Here is a 22,386-nt window from a genome sequence, read left to right as displayed (position 1 = left end):
CTATGTCTGAACAAGAAATTATGATCTCAATGAAAGACGTTAATAAATGGTACGGTGATTTTCATGTACTTAAAGATGTCAATCTAGATATTAAAAAAGGCGAAAAAGTCGTTATTTGTGGCCCATCAGGCTCAGGTAAATCAACCACTATTCGTTGTCTAAATCATTTAGAGAAGTTTCAACAGGGCAATATTAATATTAATGGCACTGAGCTAATTGATGATGTGAAAGTGGTACGTCACATTCGCTCACAAGTGGGCATGGTGTTTCAACACTTTAATTTATTCCCTCACCTCTCAGTATTAGAGAATTTAGTGCTAGCCCCAACATGGGTTCATAAAGTACCTCGTAAAGAAGCGATCAAGAAAGCGATGTATTACCTTGAACGAGTAAAAATTGCAGAGCAAGCTCATAAATACCCAAACCAGTTATCAGGTGGTCAACAACAACGTGTCGCCATTGCACGTTGTTTATGTATTAACCCTGAAATTATGTTGTTTGATGAGCCGACCTCTGCATTAGATCCAGAAATGGTATCTGAAGTGTTAGATGTAATGGTTGAATTAGCCGACGAAGGTATAACGATGATCTGTGTAACCCATGAGATGGGGTTTGCAAAAAAAGTAGCGGATCGTGTTATCTTTATGGATGCAGGCCAAGTAATAGAAGAAAATGAACCGAACGAGTTTTTTGATAACCCACAATCGGACCGCTTAAAACTTTTCTTAGAGCAAATTCTTTCACACTAATCTCAGCGAGGGGCAAAGCCCCTCCCCTACCTATCACTTCTCAGCAATACCTTAGTCTTATCCTTTAATTATCTTCAATTTTATACAAGTTCATTATCTTTACCTATGTAAATTAAGGTACAGCACACCTTTTGGATTTTATTTGTATATTGTTTATTTTTTTGAGATCGACCTCAACATTAAGACTTAAATGCCCTTATTTACATTGCAACTACTGCCATTAAAAAGTAGGCTTGCTCGGTACATCTGCTTTTGTACACCCGATATCACGGAAGATATCTGATAAAAACCAACAGTTAAATAGCCCCTAACTAGCGATATAAAAAACCTGGTGAAGGATAACGATCCGTTTTTATTAGACTCTTTAATAAATTTATCATGGAGTTTTTTATGAAAAACATGTTATTTAAAAGCACTCTGGCGCTAGCAATTTCTGCGTCACTTAGTGCATCTGCTCTTGCAGCAGCACCAGCAGCACCAGCAATGGGTTGGGCTGATTACTCTAACCTTGGTTTCGTTACAATCAACACAGACGCAACAGTAGGCTACAAATCATCTTACACTCGTGTAGATGTTGTTGAAGTACCTGTTACTTGGAACGTTTGGGCTGGCGAAAAAGCAACTTCTTGGCAAGTACTTATCAACGATGAAGTAGCTGTTGAAGGCCAAGGCCAAGGCGGCAATGCAGTAATTCCTTTCACTAAAGGTGGTCTAAAAGATATGGTTGTGCGTTTATGTAACGCTGACGGCTGTACTGATGGTCCAACAACACAATTACTTATTACGGATACAGACGGTTCTCATTTAGGTAAATTACCGATGACAACTGATGCTGCGAATACTCCTTACGCACAAAATCCAGATCAAATCGTTGGTACTTACTTTGTAGAATGGGGCGTATACGGCCGTAAATTCGAAGTAAATGATATTCCTGCGAATAACCTAACACACATCATCTACGGCTTCATTCCAATTTGTGGCGGTACAGGTGATAACCAATCTCTATTAGATCCAAATCCATCAGGTCACGCATTACTTAAAAAAGTATGTGCTGACTCACAAGATTACGAAGTTGTTATCCACGATTCATGGGCTGCACTTAACTCAACTTACGGCGAACCTGCTAAGCAATTAGATGGTACAGCGGTTGGTTCTTTAGGTATGGGTAAAGGTACTTACGGTGGCATGATGGCACTGAAAAACAACTACCCACACCTTAAAATCGTTCCTTCAATCGGTGGTTGGACACTATCTGACCCATTCCATGGTTTTGTTGATAAAGCAAACCGTGACGTATTCGTAGCATCTACTAAAGAGTTCCTACAAACTTGGAAATTCTACGATGGTATCGATATTGACTGGGAATTCCCTGGTGGTGGCGGTGCAAACAGCTCTCTAGGCGACCCTGTAAACGATGGCCCTGCATACATTGCATTAATGCAAGAATTACGTGCAATGCTTGATGAGCTTGAAGTTAAATACAACCGTAAATATGAACTAACATCTGCAATCGGTGTTGGTTACGATAAATTACAAGATGTTGACTACGGTGAAGCTGTTCAATACATGGACAATATCTTCATGATGTCTTACGACTTCTACGGTGCTTGGGGTCCAACTACTGGTCACCAAACTGCAATTTACTGTGGTGCTCACGTTTCTGCAGACAAGTGTGACGGTGTTGGTGAATTTGCTGGCAAACCTGAATACACATTAGACAACGCAACTAAAATCCTACTAGCTCAAGGTGTTCCAGCGAACAAACTTGTTGTTGGTGCAGCAATGTACGCTCGTGGTTGGAAAGATGTTGTAGCAGCTGATGGTAACCCAATTGGTTCTATCGGTTCTCATATCGATAACCCTGCAGATAGCCCATTCAATGGCTCTCTAGGTGGTAGCGGTACTGATGTAAACGAAGCAGCTTGGGCATGGGAAGCTGGTATCATGGATTACCGTGGTGCACTTAAATTCCTAGAAGCAAACCAAAATGCAGTAGTAAGCTGGGATGACGTAGCTAAAGCATCATTCATTTGGGATGAAGTTAGCCGTACACTACTAACTTACGATACTCCTCGTTCTGTACTTGCTAAAGGTGAATACTTACGTAGCCTTGGTCTTGGTGGTATCTTCTCTTGGGAAATTGACGGCGACGGTAATGGCGAAATCTTAAACGCGATGAACGAAGCGGTACTTAACCCACAAGGTCAAACTGATTGGTCTGGTGCAGCAACACCTACTCCAGTAGTAACACCTACTCCTGTAGTTGGTGATGTAACTCCATTTATTGCTGGTACAACTAAAGTAAGTAATGGTGATGTTGTTTCTTACGATGGTTCATGTTTTGAAGCTCAAAACAACCCAGGCGTTTGGGAAACTCCATCTGCTGCATCATGGTTCTGGAACGTTGTACCATGTGAAGGTGGTTCAGTTGTAACACCTACTCCTGAAGTAACTCCAACTCCAGTAGTTACTGTAACTCCTGAAGTAACACCTACTCCTGAAGTAACTCCAACTCCAGTAGTTGGCGGTTCAACTTGGGATGCTAGCGCTGTATACAACGGCGGTGATGAAGTAACAGTAAATGGTGTTACTTACCGTGCAGGTTGGTGGACACAAGGTCAAGATCCTGAGCAATCAGGCGAATGGGGTGTATGGAAAAAAGTATAATATTACTTTTTAACAACACTTTTTGACTAATCGAAGGGATGCTAATGCATCCCTTTTTTTATAAGCCAAATTTTTAAAATTAAGCGTATACTCATATTCTAATAAATTAAAAAATTAGCTAGGTGTATATGGAAGTAGAGTTATTAGAGATAAAAGAGTTTATTAGTCAATATCCTCCCTTTGACGATTTACCTGAAGATGCATTAGTTGAACTAACACAGAGCATCGAAATATCCTATTTTCGAGCTGAGAGTACCATTGTCGAGCTTAATGATAGAATCAATGAACTGTTTATGATACGCAGTGGTATTGTAGAAATTTTCCGTCGCAATGGTGATCTTTATAATCGCCTTGATCAAGGTAAGTTATTTGGGCAGATGGGCTTACTGACCAATAACAAAGTTCGCTTTCCTGCAAAATCAGTTAAAGACACCTTGCTTTACTGTATTCCCGAAAAAACATTCCATCAATTCTGTGAGAGATATGAAAGCTTTGCTGATTTTGTAGAAGTTGAAGACAGCACACGTTTAAAACAAGCAATTGAAAGCACTAGTGATGATGCAAACTCTTTGACCACTTCTAAGGTAAAAACGCTATTAAGCAGAGATTTGTTAATGCTACCAAATCACTTCACTATTCAAGCCGTTGCACAAAAAATGGCGGAAGAAAATGTATCTGCAACGTTAATTAATGATCCAAGCCAACCTGATACACAAAATAACAATTTCGTAGGCATTATTACTGAAAAAGACTTGTGTGCAAAAGTGCTTGCCACTGGATTAAGTGTCAATACACCAGTATCAGACGTGATGTCCACAGAGCTGATATCACTGGATCACAATGCATATATTTTCGAAGCAATGTTGTTAATGCTTAGACATAACGTTCACCATCTCCCGATCCTCAAAAATAAACAACCGATTGGATTAATAGAAGTAAGCGACATTATTCGCTACGAATCTCAGAATAGTTTGCTGTTCGTTAGTAGCATCTTCCAGCAACAAAGCACAGAAGACTTAGCACTACTTTCAGCACAACTCAAAGATTGTTTTCTGCGCATGGTAAATGAGGATGCAAACTCACATATGGTGGGTAGAGCAATGTCAGAGATTGGGCGAAGCTTTAAACAGCGATTACTTGAGTTAGCAGAGCAACACCTCGGTGAGCCTCCTATTCCTTATTGCTTTTTAGCTCTTGGCTCTATGGCCAGAGATGAACAATTGCTCGTTACAGATCAAGATAACGCGATTATTCTTGATAATAGTTACGACGAAGCACAACATGGTGAATACTTTGAACAATTGGCTAAGTTTGTCTGCGATGGCCTAGCAACTTGTGGTTACAGCTATTGTACAGGTGATATTATGGCAACCACACCTGAATACCGAAAAACGCAACAACAATGGGAAGAATGCTTTAGTGATTGGATTGATAACCCAGAGCCAAAAGCATTACTAAACTGCTCTATCTTTTTTGATCTGACAGGTGTGTATGGACGTGCAAAATGGGCAGAGCAATTAAATGCTTTCATTTTAAGAAGAGCTAAAAAGAATAATCGTTTCTTAGCCTGTTTAGCACGAAACGCACTCAACCGTACACCACCACTTGGTTTTTTTAAAGACTTTGTGATGGAGAAAGATGGTCGTCATAATAACTCTATAAATTTAAAGCGACGAGGTACCGCCCCTCTTGCAGACTTAATTCGTATTCATGCACTTGCTATTGGCTCACAGGCACAAAATTCATTTTTACGCCTTGAAGATATTATTGAGTCCGGTATTTTACCTAAATCTAAAGGGCAAGATTTATACCATGCAATGGAACTAATTTCATTGGTACGGCTTCGCCATCAAGCACTCGATATTGAAGCAGACAGAGAGCCAGATAATAATATTGAGCCCGAAGATATGTCTGATTTTGAGCGTCGTAACCTAAAGGATGCCTTTTTAGTTCTTAGCAATGCACAGAACTTTCTTAAATACCGCTATCACGCGAATAAGTTGTAAAAATGCATAACTTTACCAATAAAGAAGTATTAAACTGGCCCGCCTTTCTTAAGTTAAAAGCGCAACTCAGCAAGGATAAACGTTTGCAACGCTTTTATAACAAAGGCACTTATCATGACGATACCCCGATAAAAGATGTCGAATTTGTTGCTTTAGACTTTGAAACCACCGGCTTAGATGCCAGTAAAAATAGTATAATTAGTATCGGATTAGTGCACTTTAATTTACAACGCATTTTTTGTCGTAGTAGTCGTGCATGGTACATCGACCCACAGGATAATCTCCAAGAAGATTCTATTGTTATTCACGGTATTACACATTCAGATCTAAAAAGTGCGCCGAACTTATTACGTGTTTTAGAACAGTTACTTGATGAACTCGCAGGTAAAGTCATTGTGGTACATTATCGTCGTATCGAAAGAGACTTTTTAGATAGTAATCTGCGCGCACTTATTGATGAGGGGATTGTTTTTCCCATGGTGGATACCATGCAAATAGAATCTGATATTCAACAAGCTCAAACACAAGGTATTATCAATTGGTTAAAAAGAAAACGTCCACAGTCAATTCGCCTTGCCAATAGCCGAACACGCTATAATTTACCTTGTTATGCTGCACATGACGCGTTGACCGATGCCATTGCCACTGCAGAATTGTTCCAAGCACAAGTAAATTACCATTTTAATCCTGATAGTACGTTGAAAAATTTCTGGTTATAATGCTAAAAGATCGAAATGGCGTTGTTTCGAGTTTATGTTTACAACAAACCTTGGCCTGCGGGTTCAACCCAACCTTAGGGCTTATGCCAATTCCACTAATATAGTGTTCAAATTTTACGTAGGAAAAAGGAGGTAGCATAAGGCGAAAGTTACAGTAAATAGTTCTTCTATTTACAAAACTTTTAACGTGGCGATAGCTATAAATAAAAAAAGCCACCGGTTATTCACCAAGTGGCTTCGCATATTTTCACCTATTTAAACATCATCTTCTTGGCTCAGTACGCATTCCCATCAATAAACTAACGCACATAATCAAAAGGATAAAGGTAAAAGGTAGCGCCATTGAAATAGCGCCCGCTTGCAATGCTTGAATCGCTTGCGTGCCACCGACCCATAATAGAGCAGCCGCAATAGCTCCTTCAATAGTTGCCCAAAATATACGTTGTGGAACAGGCGCATCAACTTTACCACCCGCGGTAATACTGTCGATAACTAACGAACCAGAATCAGAAGAGGTAATAAAGAAAACTAATACCAAAACAATGGCTAATACCGATAAAATATTACCCATTGGTAGCGCATCAAACATTTGGAACATTGCAAGTGGAACTTCTTTCAGCCCCTCTGCGCCTAATGTACCAATATTATTAGCGATTTGGTCTATTGCAACACCACCAAATACAGACATCCACAGAATAGTTACCACCGTTGGAACAATCAATACTGCAGTAATAAATTCACGCACTGTTCGTCCACGTGAAATACGTGCGATAAACATGCCAACAAATGGTGACCATGAAATCCACCATGCCCAATAAAATACAGTCCAACCATGCATCCAAGCTTCATCTTCACGACCAATTGGGTTGCTTAATGGAATAATATTTTCAATATATCCCATTACTGTAGTAGGCACAGTCCCCATCGAGATAGCAAAGGTAACTAATGCAACAAAGACAACTAAAGCAAGCGCAAGTAACATATTCACATTACTAATTAGCTTAACACCGCCGTCCATGCCACGTACGACAGAAACCACTGCGAGCATGGTAACAAAGGCAATGATAGCGATTTGTAAGGTCAATCCAGAATCGATTCCAAACACATGATGAAAACCACTCGCAGCCTGTTGTGCGCCTAAACCTAATGATGTTGCCAAGCCAAAAAGCGTTGCTAAAACTGCAAGAATATCAACAATATGCCCAGCCCATCCCCAAGCTCTATCGCCTAGAATAGGATAAAAAATAGAGCGCATTGATAAAGGTAAGCCTTTATTAAAAGCAAAAAAAGCAAGGGATAATGCAACCACGCCATAAATAGCCCAAGGATGTAGTCCCCAATGGAACATCGTAGCACCTAAAGCAAGTTTAGCTGCTTCCGGTGTATTAGCCGTCACATTTAATGGTGTTTCATACCAGCCAGTGTAATAAGCGACGGGCTCAGCCACTCCCCAGAACATAAGTCCGATACCCATACCGGCAGCAAACAACATTGCTATCCAAGAAAGGCCTGAGTAATCAGGTTTGGCATCATCTCCACCCAAACGAATTTTCCCGTAAGGAGAGACAATTAGCCCTAAACAGAAAATAACAAATATATTGGCGGACCACATGAATAAGCCATCAAAAGCACCAATAATATCCCATTTAAGACCATCCAAAAAAGCCTTAGAGGTTTGTGGTTCAACAATCATGACCACTGCTAAAAAAAAACAAACAAGACCCGCACTAATACCAAAAACAGGGTTATGCACATCAAAACCCCATTTTTTTACGTTATCCTGTCCAACGGTATAATCAGTATTATCAATACTGTATTTATCTTTATTTAATTGCATTTATCCTCAATTAGAGCGCCCTGCTCTGGTTAATGTTATGGTATATATCTAGTAGTTTTGCTTTATCCTATAGAAAACTATAAGTTATAGACATTAACAATAGCATGCCTTTGAAAAGCAATCTTTACCGGCATCAAATTTGCCATAAAAAATTAATATTAATCGCCTTATGTAAGCAATAAGTTTTTGACCAATCGTCTTGGCGTATGCTCGGTTTTTGGCGCCTTTCCTAAGCGAACTAACATCTGCACAGTGTGTTGTGCATCAATCTTAAAATAGCGTTTAAATTCTGCTTGTAAGGGCAACATATCGTCGTATTCTTGTAAAACTTGACTCATTGGATGTTGCGCAATACCCATCGCGGTGGTGGTTAAATTAAGTCGACAATAATCACGGCCCGCTTTCACCTGAGCTAAGCGACTATTTTCCTTGCTAACTAATAGTGCAAAGGTACTCGTTGACTCACTAATTTCACGGGCTAAGTCAACGCTTTGCTGAGCAAATTGCGTAGGGTCTAGTTCTGTTTTGGCTCTGTCTAGAAAAAAAGTTTCTGCAATTACCTTTTTAATACCTGAGACACCTGAATGTGCTAAACCAAATCCATCTCGGTATTGCTCGATCTCTTGATCATTAAATCGAAACATCTTAATCGTTTCTAAATCACGTTGCTTATTCGTCCCTTCGATGCGCATTGCTTGTGTTAACACCTTCTGTAAATAACCATTATCTGCTTCATTATCAACAATAGTTAATTGGCTATTACTGATAAATGGAAGACGTTTAAGTTCTAATTTTTGTTCGCCAGTTAAGTAACTATTATCGTAACTACGTTTATTAGACTGTCGTATTAACAGTTGTTTATAAAGCGGATCCTCTTGCATATCACTGCGCTTTATCAAATCTATACGTGCAACTGCTTTTAGCTCTACCACGCGATTGCTATATTCACCCTGTGGAAAATACGCTATATCAGCAAGATAGCCGTAATGACTAGCAGCAATCGCTAAATTTTCTAAGAAGCAACCTTGTCCGATATGAATCTGCCTAGCAAGTGGATCTGTCTCTGGTAATAAACGGCTTTGATCAACCAGTAATTCAATTCGATTTGAGTCAATAAGTTTAACTAACCAAGGCTGTTTATTGTGCGGGTTGGGCGCCAGAATTGCGTAGGCCAATAATTTAAGGCGAATATCAGATTCGCTTGCTGTAGGTCCATTCCAACCATAATCCACTTTATTTGTGTTATCCGAACAAGCCGATAACGTACTACTTAGGGTTGCTGTTGCTACGCCTAAACCAACAATACGAATAAAATTACGACGATCCATAGCGAACTTCCTTTGTGAGTTAAAATAAATATACATTCCATGGAATGTAATTTAGTATTCCTTGGAATATAAGTCAACCTATTCTTTGGAAGTCAAATGAACTCACGCGCGGAAAATGAAACACGAATTATTATTCTGCTTGGAATTATTCAACAGCTAATGACGACCCGTACCCAAAAGCTATTTAAAAGCTTATCGATAACAAGCTCTGAGTTTGGGTTATTAACACATTTCAGCCATCGTCCAGATAGAAGCTGGACCATCTCTGAATTAGCGCAAGTGATGGAGATGAACCAGCCGGGGATCACTAAATTAGTTGCCAGTTTATTAGATAAAGCAGCACTGATAGCGACAACAGATGAGTTTGATAAGCGTAAACGCCACCTTTCTATTACCAAACAAGGCTTAAATTTGTGCGCAGAAGTAATGCAAAAACTACAGCCGGATATCAGTTTATGCTTCACTGATTGGCAAGATGAGGAGTTAGAGACCTTTCTTCGTGATAACGAGAAGCTCATGTCGTGGTTAGATAATAACCGCTTATCTTAAATAGGAGGGTGAAGTTGCGCCTATTTTAACATAAGCGCTGTTGCATTTTGTCAATAAACCACTGATATCTAAGCGCTAAAGCCGAGTGGCGTTTAGTAATGATATAAAGAGGATCATTAACCACTTGCGATAAAACGGGGATGTGCAACGCCTCAGGGTGATTAAATTGCTTAACAGCGCGCTCCGGCAACACGGTGTAACCAATCCCCTTGGCAACGGGCAATAATATCTGACTCAGTTGGTTCACATAGCCACTGATGGTCAAACTATCACTCCCCATATACCCCGAAAACTGATTAGCATTCATGACCTTATCAACAAACTCAAAACCATCGGGGTGATTAATAAAACCCAGCTCATTCAAGCTATCAAAGTCTAATGTTTTAGTAGCATAGGTGGCAGGTAAAATTAATAATAACGGCTCATTACCAAGCTTTTGTAGTGCCAGCTGCGGATGCTGTACTTGCTGATTAATAATGCCAATATGTACTGTATTTTCTAACACACCTTTAATAATCGATTGATTCGGCGCAGCTTCAAGCTCTACTTTTAAGCCTTTATGTAATGCTTGGTAATCAATAAAATCAGGATATAAGTCAATTGCAATCGCTCCAGAGCAAGCAATAGAGCAGAGGCCCGTATACGGGTCATCAAAGTTAATTTGACTTTTTAATTGTTTATTAAGCTTGAAACTAGCAAGTCCATACTGGTGTAGTAACTGTCCTGCACGGGTAAGTTCAAATTGTTTGTCATAACGATGTAGTAATTGTGTTTTTAACTGAATTTCAAGTTTTTTAATATGCTGACTGACACCAGGCTGGGTCATATATAAATTATTCGCCGTCTTAGTGAAATGCCCCGTTTCCACTAAGTCCATAAATGTACAAAGCCATTTTTGATTAATCATTTGTTAACTTCACCTCATTGCCATGGGTTACATAAACTTATTAAATATATAGTAAACAATAATTTAATGTTTTACATTGTTAATGTCATTGATAATGATTACACATTAAAATATATATTATTTTTTCCTCTTAGCCCAGACAGTTAAAATACTTCAGCTATAATGCGCAGGTCAAAAAACGGTTAAACACTCTATACTCATCCATCATGCTGGGCACAAACCAGCGAGATAAACGTCTGTAACAAGGAACACTATGAAATCATTTATCAGTAAAGCATTGATCGTATTTACCGCTATCACAAGCTTATTAACAGTCCCAGCCTTTGCACAACAAACCGTTAAAGTGGGCATGTCAGGGCGTTATTTTCCATTCACTTTTTCTAAACAAGATAAATTACAAGGCTTTGAAGTTGATATCTGGAACGAGATCGCGAAACGTTCAGATTATAAAGTTGAGTTTGTCACCTCAAGTTTCTCGGGCCTTTTTGGCATGTTAGAAGCAGGCCATATCGATACTATCTCTAACCAAATCACTATGACAGAGGCGCGCTTAGCAAAGTATGCGTTTACTACCCCTTATGTTGTTGATGGTGTGCAGGTTGTGGTTCGTAAAGGTCGAGACGACATTAAGGGCATAGAAGATCTAAAAGGCAAAAAAGTGGCCGTTAACTTAGGCAGTAACTTTGAACAAGTATTACGTACCTTTGATACTAAAAATGAAATTAATATCGTCACCTATGATGCAGGTTTAGAGCAAGACGTTGCCCTAGGTCGTATGGATGCCTTCGTGATGGATCGCGTTTCTTCAACACAGCTTATTGTAAAATCAGGGTTACCACTGCAATTAGCTGGCCAGCCTTTTGAAAAAATTGAAAATGGCATGCCTTTCCTGAATAAACCTTCACAGCTACTTATTCGCGATCAAGTTAACAAAGCGCTCGCAGAGATGGCAGCAGACGGTAAGCTAGCTGAAATTTCTCAGCAATGGTTTGGCTCTGATATCACGCAGTAATAGCAACCTAAATATAAGTACTAACTTATACTCAAATGGTACAAGAGGATGATGTGAAACCAGTTGTTTCTCATCATCCTTGAAAGCTACAATAATGATCGCAAATACATTCCATTGCGCTATTAAATCATTAGGATCCCTCTTAAATTATGCAGAGCTCGTTTGACCTTCAATACATCATAGAACTGATGCCGATATTGCTAAAATACCTCGGTGTTACCATGGAGATGGCTCTCTGGGGCTTTGTTTTTGCATTAATTCTCGCCCTTTCCCTCGCCTTGGTACGCGTATTTAAAATTGTAATTATTCAGCATCTTGCCGCATTATTTATCTCTTTTTTCCGTGGCACCCCGCTATTGGTGCAACTGTTTATCTTATATTATGGCTTGCCACAATTTATGCCTATTTTTATTGGTATGGATGCGTTTACTGCCGCTGTTATCGGTTTATCATTACACTTTTCAGCTTACATGGCGGAAAGTATTCGCGCGGCGATTTTAGGCATCGATAAATCACAAATGGAAGCCTGTTTAAGTTTAGGTATGACGCGTTTACAGGCAATGAAACGCATTATTTTACCGCAAGCCTCCCGTGTCGCGACTCCCTCATTGATGAACTATTTTATCGATATGATAAAAAGCACCTCTTTAGCGTTCACATTGGGCGTTGCTGAGATCATGGCAAAAGCACAAATGGAAGCGTCCTCAAGCTTTAAGTTTTTTGAAAGCTTCTTAGCCGTTGCACTTATCTATTGGGTCGTTGTACTTATCTTTACACGCTTACAGCACCTTTTAGAATACCGACTTAACAAGGCCTATTAGCATGATAAAAATCACTAATCTCAGCAAAAACTTTGATCAACTTAGCGTATTGAAAGACATTAATTTTGAAGTTATGCAGGGAGAGATCGTTGTTATTATTGGTCCATCAGGGACTGGTAAATCAACCCTGTTACGTTGCTTAAATTACCTAGAGTCACCGACTACAGGTCTTATTGAGATCGGTGGTATCAGTGTCGATGCTCAAAAACACACTAAAAAACAGATCACCCAATTACGTCAGCAAAGTAGTTTTGTGTTTCAGAATTACTCTCTCTTTGCTAATAAAACAGCGATAGAAAATGTTGCAGAAAGCTTAATTACGGTCTGGAAAACAGCCCAAAATGAGGCGTTACAAACAGCCAAAGCAATCTTAATTAAGGTGGGCCTTGAGGATAAATTAGATTTTTACCCCTCACAACTTTCCGGTGGTCAGCAACAACGTGTTGGTATTGCCCGCGCAATGGCAGCCAAAGGAGAGGTTATTTTATTTGATGAGCCAACGTCAGCGCTTGATCCAGAATGGGTTGAAGAGGTACTTGCAGTGATGCAACAACTAGCCAGCGAAAAACAAACTATGATTGTTGTCACTCATGAGATGCAGTTTGCCCGTGAAGTTGCTGATCGGGTGATCTTTATGGAAGGCGGTTACATTGTTGAGCAGGGATCACCAGAGCAGATATTTGAGCAACCGACCCATGCACGAACAAAAGCCTTTGTTAAACGCGCATTAAAACGCTAACTTCAAACACCCGTTAATGAGCTGGTGACATATCCCATGTCACCAATCCTTCAGCACTTAAATGAGCTGCGAAAACAGCAAAAAACCACCAAATGCAAAACAGCCTAGCAACGCTGATTTTCCGCCCGCAACCTGATAAAACGGCCCTTCAACCTGTTTAAAATGAGTTGAACGAACGCGTAATACCATTGCCATCGGAATAAAAACAGCGAGGAAAACTAATATAATTCCCGCATAACCGAGCACACCAATAAACTGCTCCTTAGCCCAAATAGCGCCAAATAAAGGTAGCGAAAAAGTAGTCAGAAAAGTGGTTAACTTATTTGTTTTGAAGAGATCTTTGTTCTGGTCAAACAAAGACATCGCCACCCCTAAAAAGGAGGTCACAATAGCAAGGCCGGTGAATACCGAGAGTACAACCGCTAAGTTTTGATACTCAGCACTTAACATCGTAATTAACTCAGACACATTCTGAAAATTAACTAGTTGTGTTGCCGGTAAGTTTCCAACCACCGCAATCAGCCATAGTAGATAGCAGGCAAGTGGTAGCATCGAACCCAAAATAACCATGTTTCGTAGCTGCTGATACGTAGCTTCTTGGTTATATTTAACCACTGAAGGCACTACTACCATAAAACCAAAGCTTGTGAACAACACCGCGCTGTTTTTAATCAGCTCAATTTTATTATCGTTACTTTGTTGTTGAAAATTATCCAGCGCGATATTAGGCAATAGGAATATAAGCGTGATAAACAACATACCAATCATCGCTATAAATAACACTCGATTAAGCTTATCAACACTTGCTGTACCTTGGGCGATAAAAGCGCCAATAACACCAGTAAAGAGTAGCTGAGACTCCCATAATCCAAGTTCTACGCCCACTTGCGCAAGCAGTTGTTGCACTAAATCACCCGCACTCACAATATAGGCGATCATTAAACAGGTGACTAAGCAATATAACAGCGCATTGGTGATTAACTGCCCCTGTTTCCCTAAGGTTTTTTGCGCGATGCTGTTCATACCAACACCACCGCCACTTCGAAGCGTCGCTTCAAGTAACAATAAAGCAGCATAAGTTGTACCGGCCCAAATTGCGAGCATCAATAGCGTGCCCCATAACAATCCAAATTGCGCTAAAACCATCGGAATAGCCAACATTCCAGCCCCTAATGCGGTACCAGCAATTAACAACATGCCACCGATTAATTTTACATTCATATTTTCTACCTACATTGAGCCCAACAGATCATCATCTTAACTTAGCTTTTTAATTCTTCTGAAATCGCAGTTTGCTCATTATATTTAAAAACAAATAGACTCACTAATAGCGCTAAAAAGGTCGGCAAAATCCATGCGAGGCTTTTATCAAAGAATGGTAAGAAACTAAAGAAATCCATATTCACTGCCGCGACTTTTAAGCCATCTAATAAACCAAAGGCAAAAGCCACCAACATAACAAAGCGGTAACTCACTGTTTTATTGGGGATGAAACCGTTCAATAGTGTCAATGCAACCAAGGCAATTGCAACAGGGTAAATAATAAACAATACCGGTACCGACAAACTAATTAATTCGCTTAGCCCTACATTGGTTACTAATGCACACAAAATACAGTTAATGACAACTAACCAAGTTTTATTCCAACGAGGTTTTAAGCTCACTAAAAACTCAGACATCGCGCTAACCAAACCGACAGCCGTGGTTAAACAAGCAAGGCCAACCACCAGCGATAACAACACCAACCCAGGCGTATTAAATAACGCTTGTACATACAAAGCGATGATTTCCCCACCATTATTAACGTCAAGAGCGACCGTTTGACTCGTGCCTCCTAGATAAAAAAGGGCAACATAAACAAAGGTTAAACCGAGCGCTGCAATGCTTCCTGCCATAATCAGGTATTTATACTGCGCTTTTTTATCTGTAATCCCCTTTGATTTAATGACATTAATAATTAGCATGCCAAATACTAATGCCCCTAAAGTATCCATGGTGTTATAACCTTCAAGAAAGCCTTTAGTAAATGGGGCCTCAATATATTCCCCTGTTGCTACACCTAAGCCAGAAAGTGGGTTTACAATGACAGAAGTAGCCAAAATAATTAACAAGATAATTAACAAAGGGGTAATAACTTTACCGATCATATCCAATAGTTTTCCCGTTGAAAGCGACAGATAAGCGGTAAGAGCAAAAAATATAATAGAGAATGTAGCAAGACTTAAAGCGCCTGCATTTTCGATAAACGGATTAAGCGAAATCTCATAGGCAACCAAGGCGGCTCTTGGTGTTGCGAAGCTAGGGCCAATAACAATAAAAACAGCCAACGCTAATAACGTTGCAATATTTTTAGGTAAATATTTCGCCATATCAATAATCCCACCGCCTGCTTTTGCTACGGCAATCAAACTCAATAATGGCAATCCAACCGCGGTGATTAAAAACCCAAGTGTAGCAAAGGTTAAATGTTCGCCCGCCAACGCGCCGGCAAGTGGTGGAAAAATAATATTCCCCGCCCCCAAAAAGAAGGCAAAATTCATAAAGCCTAAAGCGAGAATATCCGCACTAGATAATCGATTGTTCATTCAATATTCCTGTCACATTTGGTCTTTCCAATAGCTAAAATGACCAGTTAGGAGTGCCTGAAATAGAATAATAAAAAATACAGCGTTACTAAATTAACGATGTATTTGATAGCGATTAAGTCTATTTGATGCGCAAAGCCACGCTGTTATTTTTGTTATTGGAATGGGTTAATCAGAGGTGTACTATCGATGCACTGAACTAGTTAATCGTCATCCATGCGCTAAGAAATTGTGTGCGAATAAACCTTCATATTATGCTGCTCGCAAATAAGCCGTTATTTTTGAGCAACAGCTGATATTTGTAACATAAATAAAAATATTTGGTAGTCGTAAAACGATTTAAGGATGAAAAACCTTATATCCATTGATCCAAACCAATTCTTATGATCTTTTTTGACTTTATCCTGTCATCACATTAAAACGGGTAACGATGCTCAGTTGTAATCCTTTGCTTAGCATCGATAGTTAAAAGTGGTTTATCAAACAAGTAACCTTGTACCTGTTCAACCTTTAGCATTTTTACAATCATTAATTCAGACTCAGTTTCAACCCCTTCTGCAATGAGAGTCAATTTCAAACTTTTTGCCATGTCTACAATGGCAGTAGTTATCTTTTTCTTGTCCGCTTGTGTGTCTATATCTTGAATAAAGCTCTTATCAATTTTTAAGGTATCAAGTGGAAATTTAGAAAGATACGCTAAATTTGAATAACCTGTTCCAAAGTCATCAATACTGATTTTAATCCCTTGCTCACGAATTTCATTAAGGTTTTTAATGACTCGTTCAGAGTTGTCCATAGTGACACTTTCGGTTAATTCCAATTCAAGCCAGTGCCCTGGGATATGATACTTTTTGAGCAATGTAATGATCTGCTTCGCCAAGGCTTTTTGGTGTATCTGTTGTGCTGACATATTCACAGCAATTGGCACTACAAAGGGCAAGTTTCGCCATTCCTGTAACTGTTGTAATACCTGCTCAATGACCCAAAACCCTAATTTTAAAATAAGGCCAGAGCCTTCTGCAATGGGAATAAAATCAACAGGAGAATAAAACTCCCCCGTCACACTGTCTTGCCAGCGTAATAACGCTTCAAAACCGACAATTTTCTCTGCTTGAATATCGACTTTAGGCTGATATACCAGTGAAAATTCTTTATTATCAAATGCCTCTCGCATCCTTTTTTCCATTGTCATGCGTGATATCGACTTTTTAGCGAGTTCACTGCTGTAGGTAGCAATGCTATTTTTACCTGATTTTTTAGCATGGTACATGGCAATATCAGCATTTTTTACTAACGTCCAGCAGTCTTCGCCATCATCGGGAAAGGTAGAGGCACCGAGACTCATCGTTAATTCAAACACTAATTCTTTATACAAAATAGGATCGGCGATTAATCGTTTAATTTGCTTACCAATGTTACTTATTTGATTAACCCCATGATCAGGCAAACAGATAACAAATTCATCACCCCCAATGCGCGACACCATGCCATGTTGTGAAGCAAACAGCTCTAATCGATTAGCCAGTTCGATTAAAATGTGATCTCCAACTGCATGGCCAAGGGTATCGTTAATCACTTTGAAGTTATCGAGGTCGATAAAAATAAACAACATATTTTGTTGTAGCGCATGTAGCGTAGGTAACTTTTCCTTAACCCAGCTCTCTAATAGTAAACGATTCGGTAAATGGGTTAACACATCATGATGTGCTAAATAATATATTTTCTCTTCTGCTTTTTTTCGTGCGGTGATATCGCGTGCCATACCCGCAGTACCTTTAACATGCCCATCTGCGCCAACAACAGGCACTTTTATTATCTCCGCCCACGTGGTTAAACCGTTTTCGTGTGTATTGGGCTCTTCACGTTTAATAATGGCATTGTTTTCAATAACCCAACGATCATCTGCTTTATAGTCACTAGCGTCTGCATCAGGACTTAAAAAGCTATCATCTTTACCAATGATTTTATCTATTGGTAAATTAAACTCTTTAGAAAACTGACGGTTTACCATCAAAAACCGAGACTGTTCATCTTTTACCCAAGTTAAATCTGGAATGCTATCCACGAGTGCTTGTAGGTGTGAGCGATCAAACATAGAGCTTTTTAAACGGCGTAACAAAGCATAAACACCGATAATTAAAGCGAGTAAAATGATTAAAAATACAATAATAATAGTGACTGATATCTGCATAGCTTCCTCAAATGAACTCCACTATTATAGACACTATTCACAAATCGAAACGCCAGAGAAAGCAAAAGAGATTAATTGTTAATACTGTATTGATTAAGCAATGACCATGTAATCATTAACATAGACAATGGCAAGGTATGGTTTTCGACAATTAAGAGGATAAAACTGATACCAATCGTATCAAGCATGTGATCTAAATTTTAGGTAGGTAAAGTAACTTAAAGTGGCAGAGTTTTAAGTAAATCTTGATCCCTTTACGTAACTTCAACGAAAAGATAAGTGTTTTAACCAAAAAAGAACCACGATATATTTCGTTTGCTTTTACTTATTAGCCAAGACTATTAAAGCCCTAAATGAAAAAGAGGCTAAAAGCCTCTTTTTCATTTTTAAAACTCTGCTTAGCATTGCGATACAAAGATTATTATGCCTGACAATGTTGACGCTTGGCGCTACTTTTAGGTAACCGACTTATCTCACTTTGTAAATCGCTAATGCGTGTCGAATGTGATGGATGCGTTGATAGTAACTCAGGAGGCTGTTGACCTCCCGATGCTTTGGCCATGTTTTTCCATAGCTCAACACTCTGCTTGGGGTCAAAGCCCGCCTCTGTCATTAGTCGCAAGCCTACGATATCAGACTCACTCTCCTGCGCACGCCCATAAGGCATCATAACTCCATATTGAACACCGAGCCCCAGCCCTGCCATAGTCATGCTTTGATATTCACTACCTTCCATGGCGACACTAGAAATAGCTAAACCAGCATCCGTTATTTGGCTACGAGAAAGGCGTTCATTACTATGATCAGCCATTACGTGCGCTATTTCATGACCAATAACAGCCGCTAATTGATCTTGATTGACAGCCACTTTAAGCAGACCAGTATAGACACCTATTTTCCCACCTGGCAACGCAAATGCATTAACTTGATCACTGTCGAAGACGACAACTTCCCAATTCTTAAAGTGGGGTTGAGGCCCTAAAAGGCGAGTCATGGCATTGCTGACACACTGCACATAATTATTGATCTTCGGATCTAAATTAATTGATTCCTGCTGCTTCATCTGTTCAAAAGATTGCGCGCCCATTTCTGACATTTCAGCGCCCGAAAAAAGCAATAGCTGACCTCGACCAGTAGGTGAACTGGAACATGCAGAAAGTAATAATGATGAGGTAACGACAGAAGCGAGACACAGCGTTTTTGAAAAGCGCATAATAAATCCTTTTATTCGATAACGATTATGTTAATGATAATAACCGACAAGATACAATAGATCATCATAGGAAAAAAGAACATATTGATTTCATCGTTGAGCGAGATTAATAGGTATTCGACGATTCATGGCTCTCTGACTATCAGCGAATGAATAAAGCAATAAATTGATATAAAAACAGGTGATTTACTAATAATTTTAATGCTACATTATAGTAATACAATAACACTAAAAAGAGGTTGTACAATAATGACTAAAACATTAACACTGATATCACTTGCCTGCTCTTTAGCTTTAATAGGCTGTGCTAATACCGAGACTGCAAGTAAAAAATCAACGCCAAGTACAGCTGAGGCTTCTTTTAATAAGATGGCTCCATCTAGCAAATTTGACTTACTTGGCTGGACTATCAGTGTACCCGTTGACAGTAATGGCGATGGAAAATCTGATCAAATTAAAGAGAAAGAGCTAGCATCAGGTTATTCTGATAAAAACTTCTTTTACCTTGCAGAAGATGGGGGCATGGTGTTTAAAGCACCTATTGCTGGAGCAAAAACATCAAATAATACAACTTATACTCGCTCTGAGCTGCGTGAAATGATGCGCCGTGGTGATACACAATTTAAAACTAAAGGAGTAGGCGGTAATAATTGGGTATTTTCCAGTGCGCCAGAAGCTGATCAAAAACTGGCAGGTGGCGTTGATGGTACTTTAGAAGCGACATTAAAAGTAGATCATGTCACGACGACGGGTGAAAATTGGCAATTAGGGCGTGTTATAATTGGGCAAATTCACGCTAACAATGATGAGCCAATTCGCCTGTATTACAGGAAACTGCCACAACATCAAAAAGGCTCAATCTACTTTGCTCATGAGCCACGAGTTGGAGAAGAGATTTGGATCAACATGTTAGGCACTTCATTGCCAAATTACTGGAATCAAAATGTAACGGTAACTGAACCAGAAGATGGTATTGAGTTAGGTGAGAAATTCAGCTATCGCATTAACGTAACCGGAAATACATTAACAGTCACACTGATGCGTGCAGGCAAAGAAGATATTATAAAAACTGTTGATATGTCTGATAGTCAGTTCGATGAATCAGGTCAATATATGTATTTTAAGGCTGGCGTCTACAATCAAAATAAAAGTGGAGAGCCTGATGATTATGTACAAGCAACTTTCTACGATTTAGTAGTCACTCATTAGGAGCTATTGATAAAGAGATAGTTTTATCAGGCACATTAGATCAGCTATTTACTACGTTTGGTATATCCAGAATAGAGGTTAATTAATAACTGATAGGTGAAATTTCCGCCTATCAGTTATTTCAATTGAGTTCTGTTTCCTTAGCATGTGCGGTTTGATTTCGGCCCGCTTCTTTAGCTTTGAAAAGTGCTAAATCTGCTTGCTCAAGTAAAACTGTCGCCGATACATAATTATCGATTGATAGCGTTGCTACGCCAATACTCACAGTCACATTAAAAGGTGCTTTCGCACTTTCTTTATGAATAACCCGACAAACCCTTTGCGCAAATTGATGTGCATCATTAGCATTAAGTCCAGGAGATAAAATCATAAACTCATCTCCCCCCCAGCGACCTACGGAGTCATATCCTCGAACTTCTTTCTGTAATTGACTTGCAACTAATTTAATCGCTTCATCTCCCACTGCATGCCCAAGCTTGTCATTAATATGTTTAAAATTATCAATATCAATTAACATCAAAGAAAGTGGCGTATTCTCTCGCTCGCTTCGCTGAATTTCCACTTCTATTACATCATCAAGTGCACGTCTATTATAAAGGTTAGTTAGGTGGTCAAGTGTAGCTTGTTTCTTTAGCATAGCCTGTTCGGTAATATCACGAATAGCACAAACACTAAACATTTCATTGTTCATTAAACTGGTTGATATTGCGATACTTAACTCAATGCGCTTACCTTGTTTAGTTAGCCCTTTAATGGTTGAGCCTAAGCTTCTCATCTGCCGTGATTGTTTAGATTGGGTAAATGTATTGCGGTAAGTTTTATGTGATTCACGTAATTCCTTATCCATTAAGTCCTCAATTGTGAGTTGAGAAAACTCTTTTTTACTGTAGCCAAACATTTTGCTAGCTGCCTCATTACTTTGAATTATTTTTCCTTTTTTGTCGGACAGTAGAATGGCATCAGGGCAAATACTATATATGGATTTATATTGGCTACTTAATTTAACTAACATATTCACAAGATAAATAGTAAACAAGGATGCAATCAGTAAGATGGGTATCAATAGTAGCGCCCAAATCACGCTTTTATTTTTTTGATCGTTAACCTTTATGGTAGATTGCGCGATTTGATCCTGTAAGCTTCCCCCTAGTTTTTGGCGTAATTTAATAAGTGCATCATTAGCACTACGATCATCAACCAGTACTAATTTATCGAGTTCATCCACTGATAGCCCAGAGGGCTGACGCTTTATAATCAGTAAGTTGTTATAATATAAAGCTAATGTTTGCTCTAGCTTGTCGATATACTTTAAATCTGATGCTGCCTCAGTAATCGCTTTGAGTTCTTTTAGGGACTGAGACACCGACTTATGACTTTTGATTGCTTCATCATAATACTGGTCATTTCTTCGAATCACATAGTTTTTAAAATGGTGGATAAATCCGACATAGCCAAAGTGACGCTCAAGCTCAGCAAGTTTACTTGCTCTGGCTATTTTATGCGTAGCGTGTTCTTGCCAAATTTGATTAATCTGCTGCATTCCCCTTACCTGATCAAAAACCACAAAAAATATAAGAATATTTCCCATGATCGCTAATAATGTAATGACAAGTTTAATCTTGCGTGCACTATTCTTTTTTACCATCATCGTTAACTGGTGTTAATCCTTAATCAAGTCAATTACTGAAAACAACTTTAGCACTAAAATAAGTATCTGCCCCTTTACCCCCTAAAAACATCAACTTTAAATCATATAGTTAACGAATTCACTATGTAATGACCGAATAAGCAGCTTTTTTATATTTACAGAAATAAAAATATTATATGCAGTAAAAACATTTTTGATGAACACGT

17 protein-coding genes are annotated in these 22,386 nt (G+C 39.1%); 9 read left to right on the top strand and 8 right to left on the bottom strand.

Going from position 1 to position 22,386, the window contains the following annotated elements:
- The first annotated feature begins 2 nt into the window (after window positions 1–2).
- The 4 genes from CW745_RS00905 to CW745_RS00890 all read left to right on the top strand — a co-directional run bounded on the left by CW745_RS00905 (window position 3) and on the right by CW745_RS00890 (window position 6,141).
- Window positions 3–749 carry an amino acid ABC transporter ATP-binding protein gene (locus tag CW745_RS00905; RefSeq protein WP_101106505.1) on the top strand — a complete coding sequence of 249 codons (747 nt, stop codon included), beginning with the start codon at window positions 3–5 and terminating at the stop codon, window positions 747–749.
- 390 nt (window positions 750–1,139) lie between these two features.
- Window positions 1,140–3,416: a glycosyl hydrolase family 18 protein gene (locus CW745_RS00900; protein ID WP_101106504.1), complete on the top strand. Its 2,277-nt coding sequence runs from the start codon at window positions 1,140–1,142 to the stop codon at window positions 3,414–3,416.
- A gap of 128 nt (window positions 3,417–3,544) precedes the next feature.
- Window positions 3,545–5,422 carry a DUF294 nucleotidyltransferase-like domain-containing protein gene (locus tag CW745_RS00895; RefSeq protein ID WP_101106503.1) on the top strand — a complete coding sequence of 626 codons (1,878 nt, stop codon included), beginning with the start codon at window positions 3,545–3,547 and terminating at the stop codon, window positions 5,420–5,422.
- 2 nt (window positions 5,423–5,424) lie between these two features.
- A complete protein-coding gene (locus CW745_RS00890) occupies window positions 5,425–6,141 on the top strand; it encodes a 3'-5' exonuclease (protein ID WP_101106502.1) in 717 nt (238 codons plus the stop codon).
- Between the two features lie 262 nt (window positions 6,142–6,403).
- On the opposite strand, the gene CW745_RS00885 is transcribed toward CW745_RS00890, so the two are convergent.
- The gene (locus tag CW745_RS00885; protein ID WP_101106501.1) at window positions 6,404–7,978 is read right to left on the bottom strand and encodes a BCCT family transporter; all 1,575 of its coding nucleotides are present in this window, start codon (window positions 7,976–7,978) and stop codon (window positions 6,404–6,406) included.
- Window positions 7,979–8,145: 167 nt separating this feature from the next.
- Window positions 8,146–9,306, bottom strand: coding sequence for a twin-arginine translocation pathway signal protein (locus CW745_RS00880; protein ID WP_101106500.1), 1,161 nt, complete (start codon window positions 9,304–9,306; stop codon window positions 8,146–8,148).
- A gap of 96 nt (window positions 9,307–9,402) precedes the next feature.
- Between CW745_RS00880 and CW745_RS00875 the strand changes: the two genes are divergently transcribed.
- Window positions 9,403–9,855, top strand: a complete 453-nt coding sequence (locus CW745_RS00875) for a MarR family winged helix-turn-helix transcriptional regulator (RefSeq protein ID WP_101106499.1) — start codon at window positions 9,403–9,405, stop codon at window positions 9,853–9,855.
- Between the two features lie 25 nt (window positions 9,856–9,880).
- On the opposite strand, the gene CW745_RS00870 is transcribed toward CW745_RS00875, so the two are convergent.
- Window positions 9,881–10,762, bottom strand: coding sequence for a LysR family transcriptional regulator (locus tag CW745_RS00870; RefSeq protein ID WP_101106498.1), 882 nt, complete (start codon window positions 10,760–10,762; stop codon window positions 9,881–9,883).
- Window positions 10,763–11,015: 253 nt separating this feature from the next.
- Here CW745_RS00870 and CW745_RS00865 point away from each other — a divergent pair, with 253 nt between their 5' ends.
- From CW745_RS00865 to CW745_RS00855, 3 genes are all read left to right on the top strand, one after another.
- Window positions 11,016–11,774 carry an amino acid ABC transporter substrate-binding protein gene (locus CW745_RS00865; RefSeq protein ID WP_101106497.1) on the top strand — a complete coding sequence of 253 codons (759 nt, stop codon included), beginning with the start codon at window positions 11,016–11,018 and terminating at the stop codon, window positions 11,772–11,774.
- A gap of 149 nt (window positions 11,775–11,923) precedes the next feature.
- Complete coding sequence (locus CW745_RS00860; RefSeq protein ID WP_101106496.1) at window positions 11,924–12,595, top strand: amino acid ABC transporter permease; 672 nt, start codon at window positions 11,924–11,926, stop codon at window positions 12,593–12,595.
- 1 nt (window position 12,596) lies between these two features.
- A complete protein-coding gene (locus CW745_RS00855; RefSeq protein WP_101106495.1) occupies window positions 12,597–13,334 on the top strand; it encodes an amino acid ABC transporter ATP-binding protein in 738 nt (245 codons plus the stop codon).
- A 57-nt stretch (window positions 13,335–13,391) separates the two neighbouring features.
- Here the strand turns inward: CW745_RS00855 and CW745_RS00850 are convergent, their stop codons facing one another.
- From CW745_RS00850 to CW745_RS00835, 4 genes are all read right to left on the bottom strand, one after another.
- Window positions 13,392–14,555: an aromatic amino acid transport family protein gene (locus tag CW745_RS00850; protein WP_101106494.1), complete on the bottom strand. Its 1,164-nt coding sequence runs from the start codon at window positions 14,553–14,555 to the stop codon at window positions 13,392–13,394.
- A 41-nt stretch (window positions 14,556–14,596) separates the two neighbouring features.
- Complete coding sequence (gene brnQ / locus CW745_RS00845) at window positions 14,597–15,919, bottom strand: branched-chain amino acid transport system II carrier protein (protein ID WP_101106493.1); 1,323 nt, start codon at window positions 15,917–15,919, stop codon at window positions 14,597–14,599.
- A gap of 415 nt (window positions 15,920–16,334) precedes the next feature.
- Window positions 16,335–18,110 carry an EAL domain-containing protein gene (locus tag CW745_RS00840; protein ID WP_101106492.1) on the bottom strand — a complete coding sequence of 592 codons (1,776 nt, stop codon included), beginning with the start codon at window positions 18,108–18,110 and terminating at the stop codon, window positions 16,335–16,337.
- Window positions 18,111–18,531: 421 nt separating this feature from the next.
- Window positions 18,532–19,323, bottom strand: coding sequence for a M48 family metallopeptidase (locus CW745_RS00835; protein WP_101106491.1), 792 nt, complete (start codon window positions 19,321–19,323; stop codon window positions 18,532–18,534).
- Between the two features lie 249 nt (window positions 19,324–19,572).
- On the opposite strand from CW745_RS00835, the gene CW745_RS00830 reads away from it, so the two are divergent.
- Window positions 19,573–20,532 (top strand): polysaccharide lyase family 7 protein, encoded by a 960-nt coding sequence (locus tag CW745_RS00830; protein WP_238596641.1) that lies wholly within the window; start codon window positions 19,573–19,575, stop codon window positions 20,530–20,532.
- 121 nt (window positions 20,533–20,653) lie between these two features.
- Here the strand turns inward: CW745_RS00830 and CW745_RS00825 are convergent, their stop codons facing one another.
- A complete protein-coding gene (locus CW745_RS00825) occupies window positions 20,654–22,072 on the bottom strand; it encodes a sensor domain-containing diguanylate cyclase (RefSeq protein WP_193755505.1) in 1,419 nt (472 codons plus the stop codon).
- Window positions 22,073–22,386 lie beyond the last annotated feature (314 nt).

It is taken from the genome of Psychromonas sp. psych-6C06, from assembly GCF_002835465.1.
In the GTDB taxonomy this organism is placed as follows: Bacteria; Pseudomonadota; Gammaproteobacteria; order Enterobacterales; family Psychromonadaceae; genus Psychromonas.
This window is presented reverse-complemented; position numbering and strand designations above follow the sequence as displayed.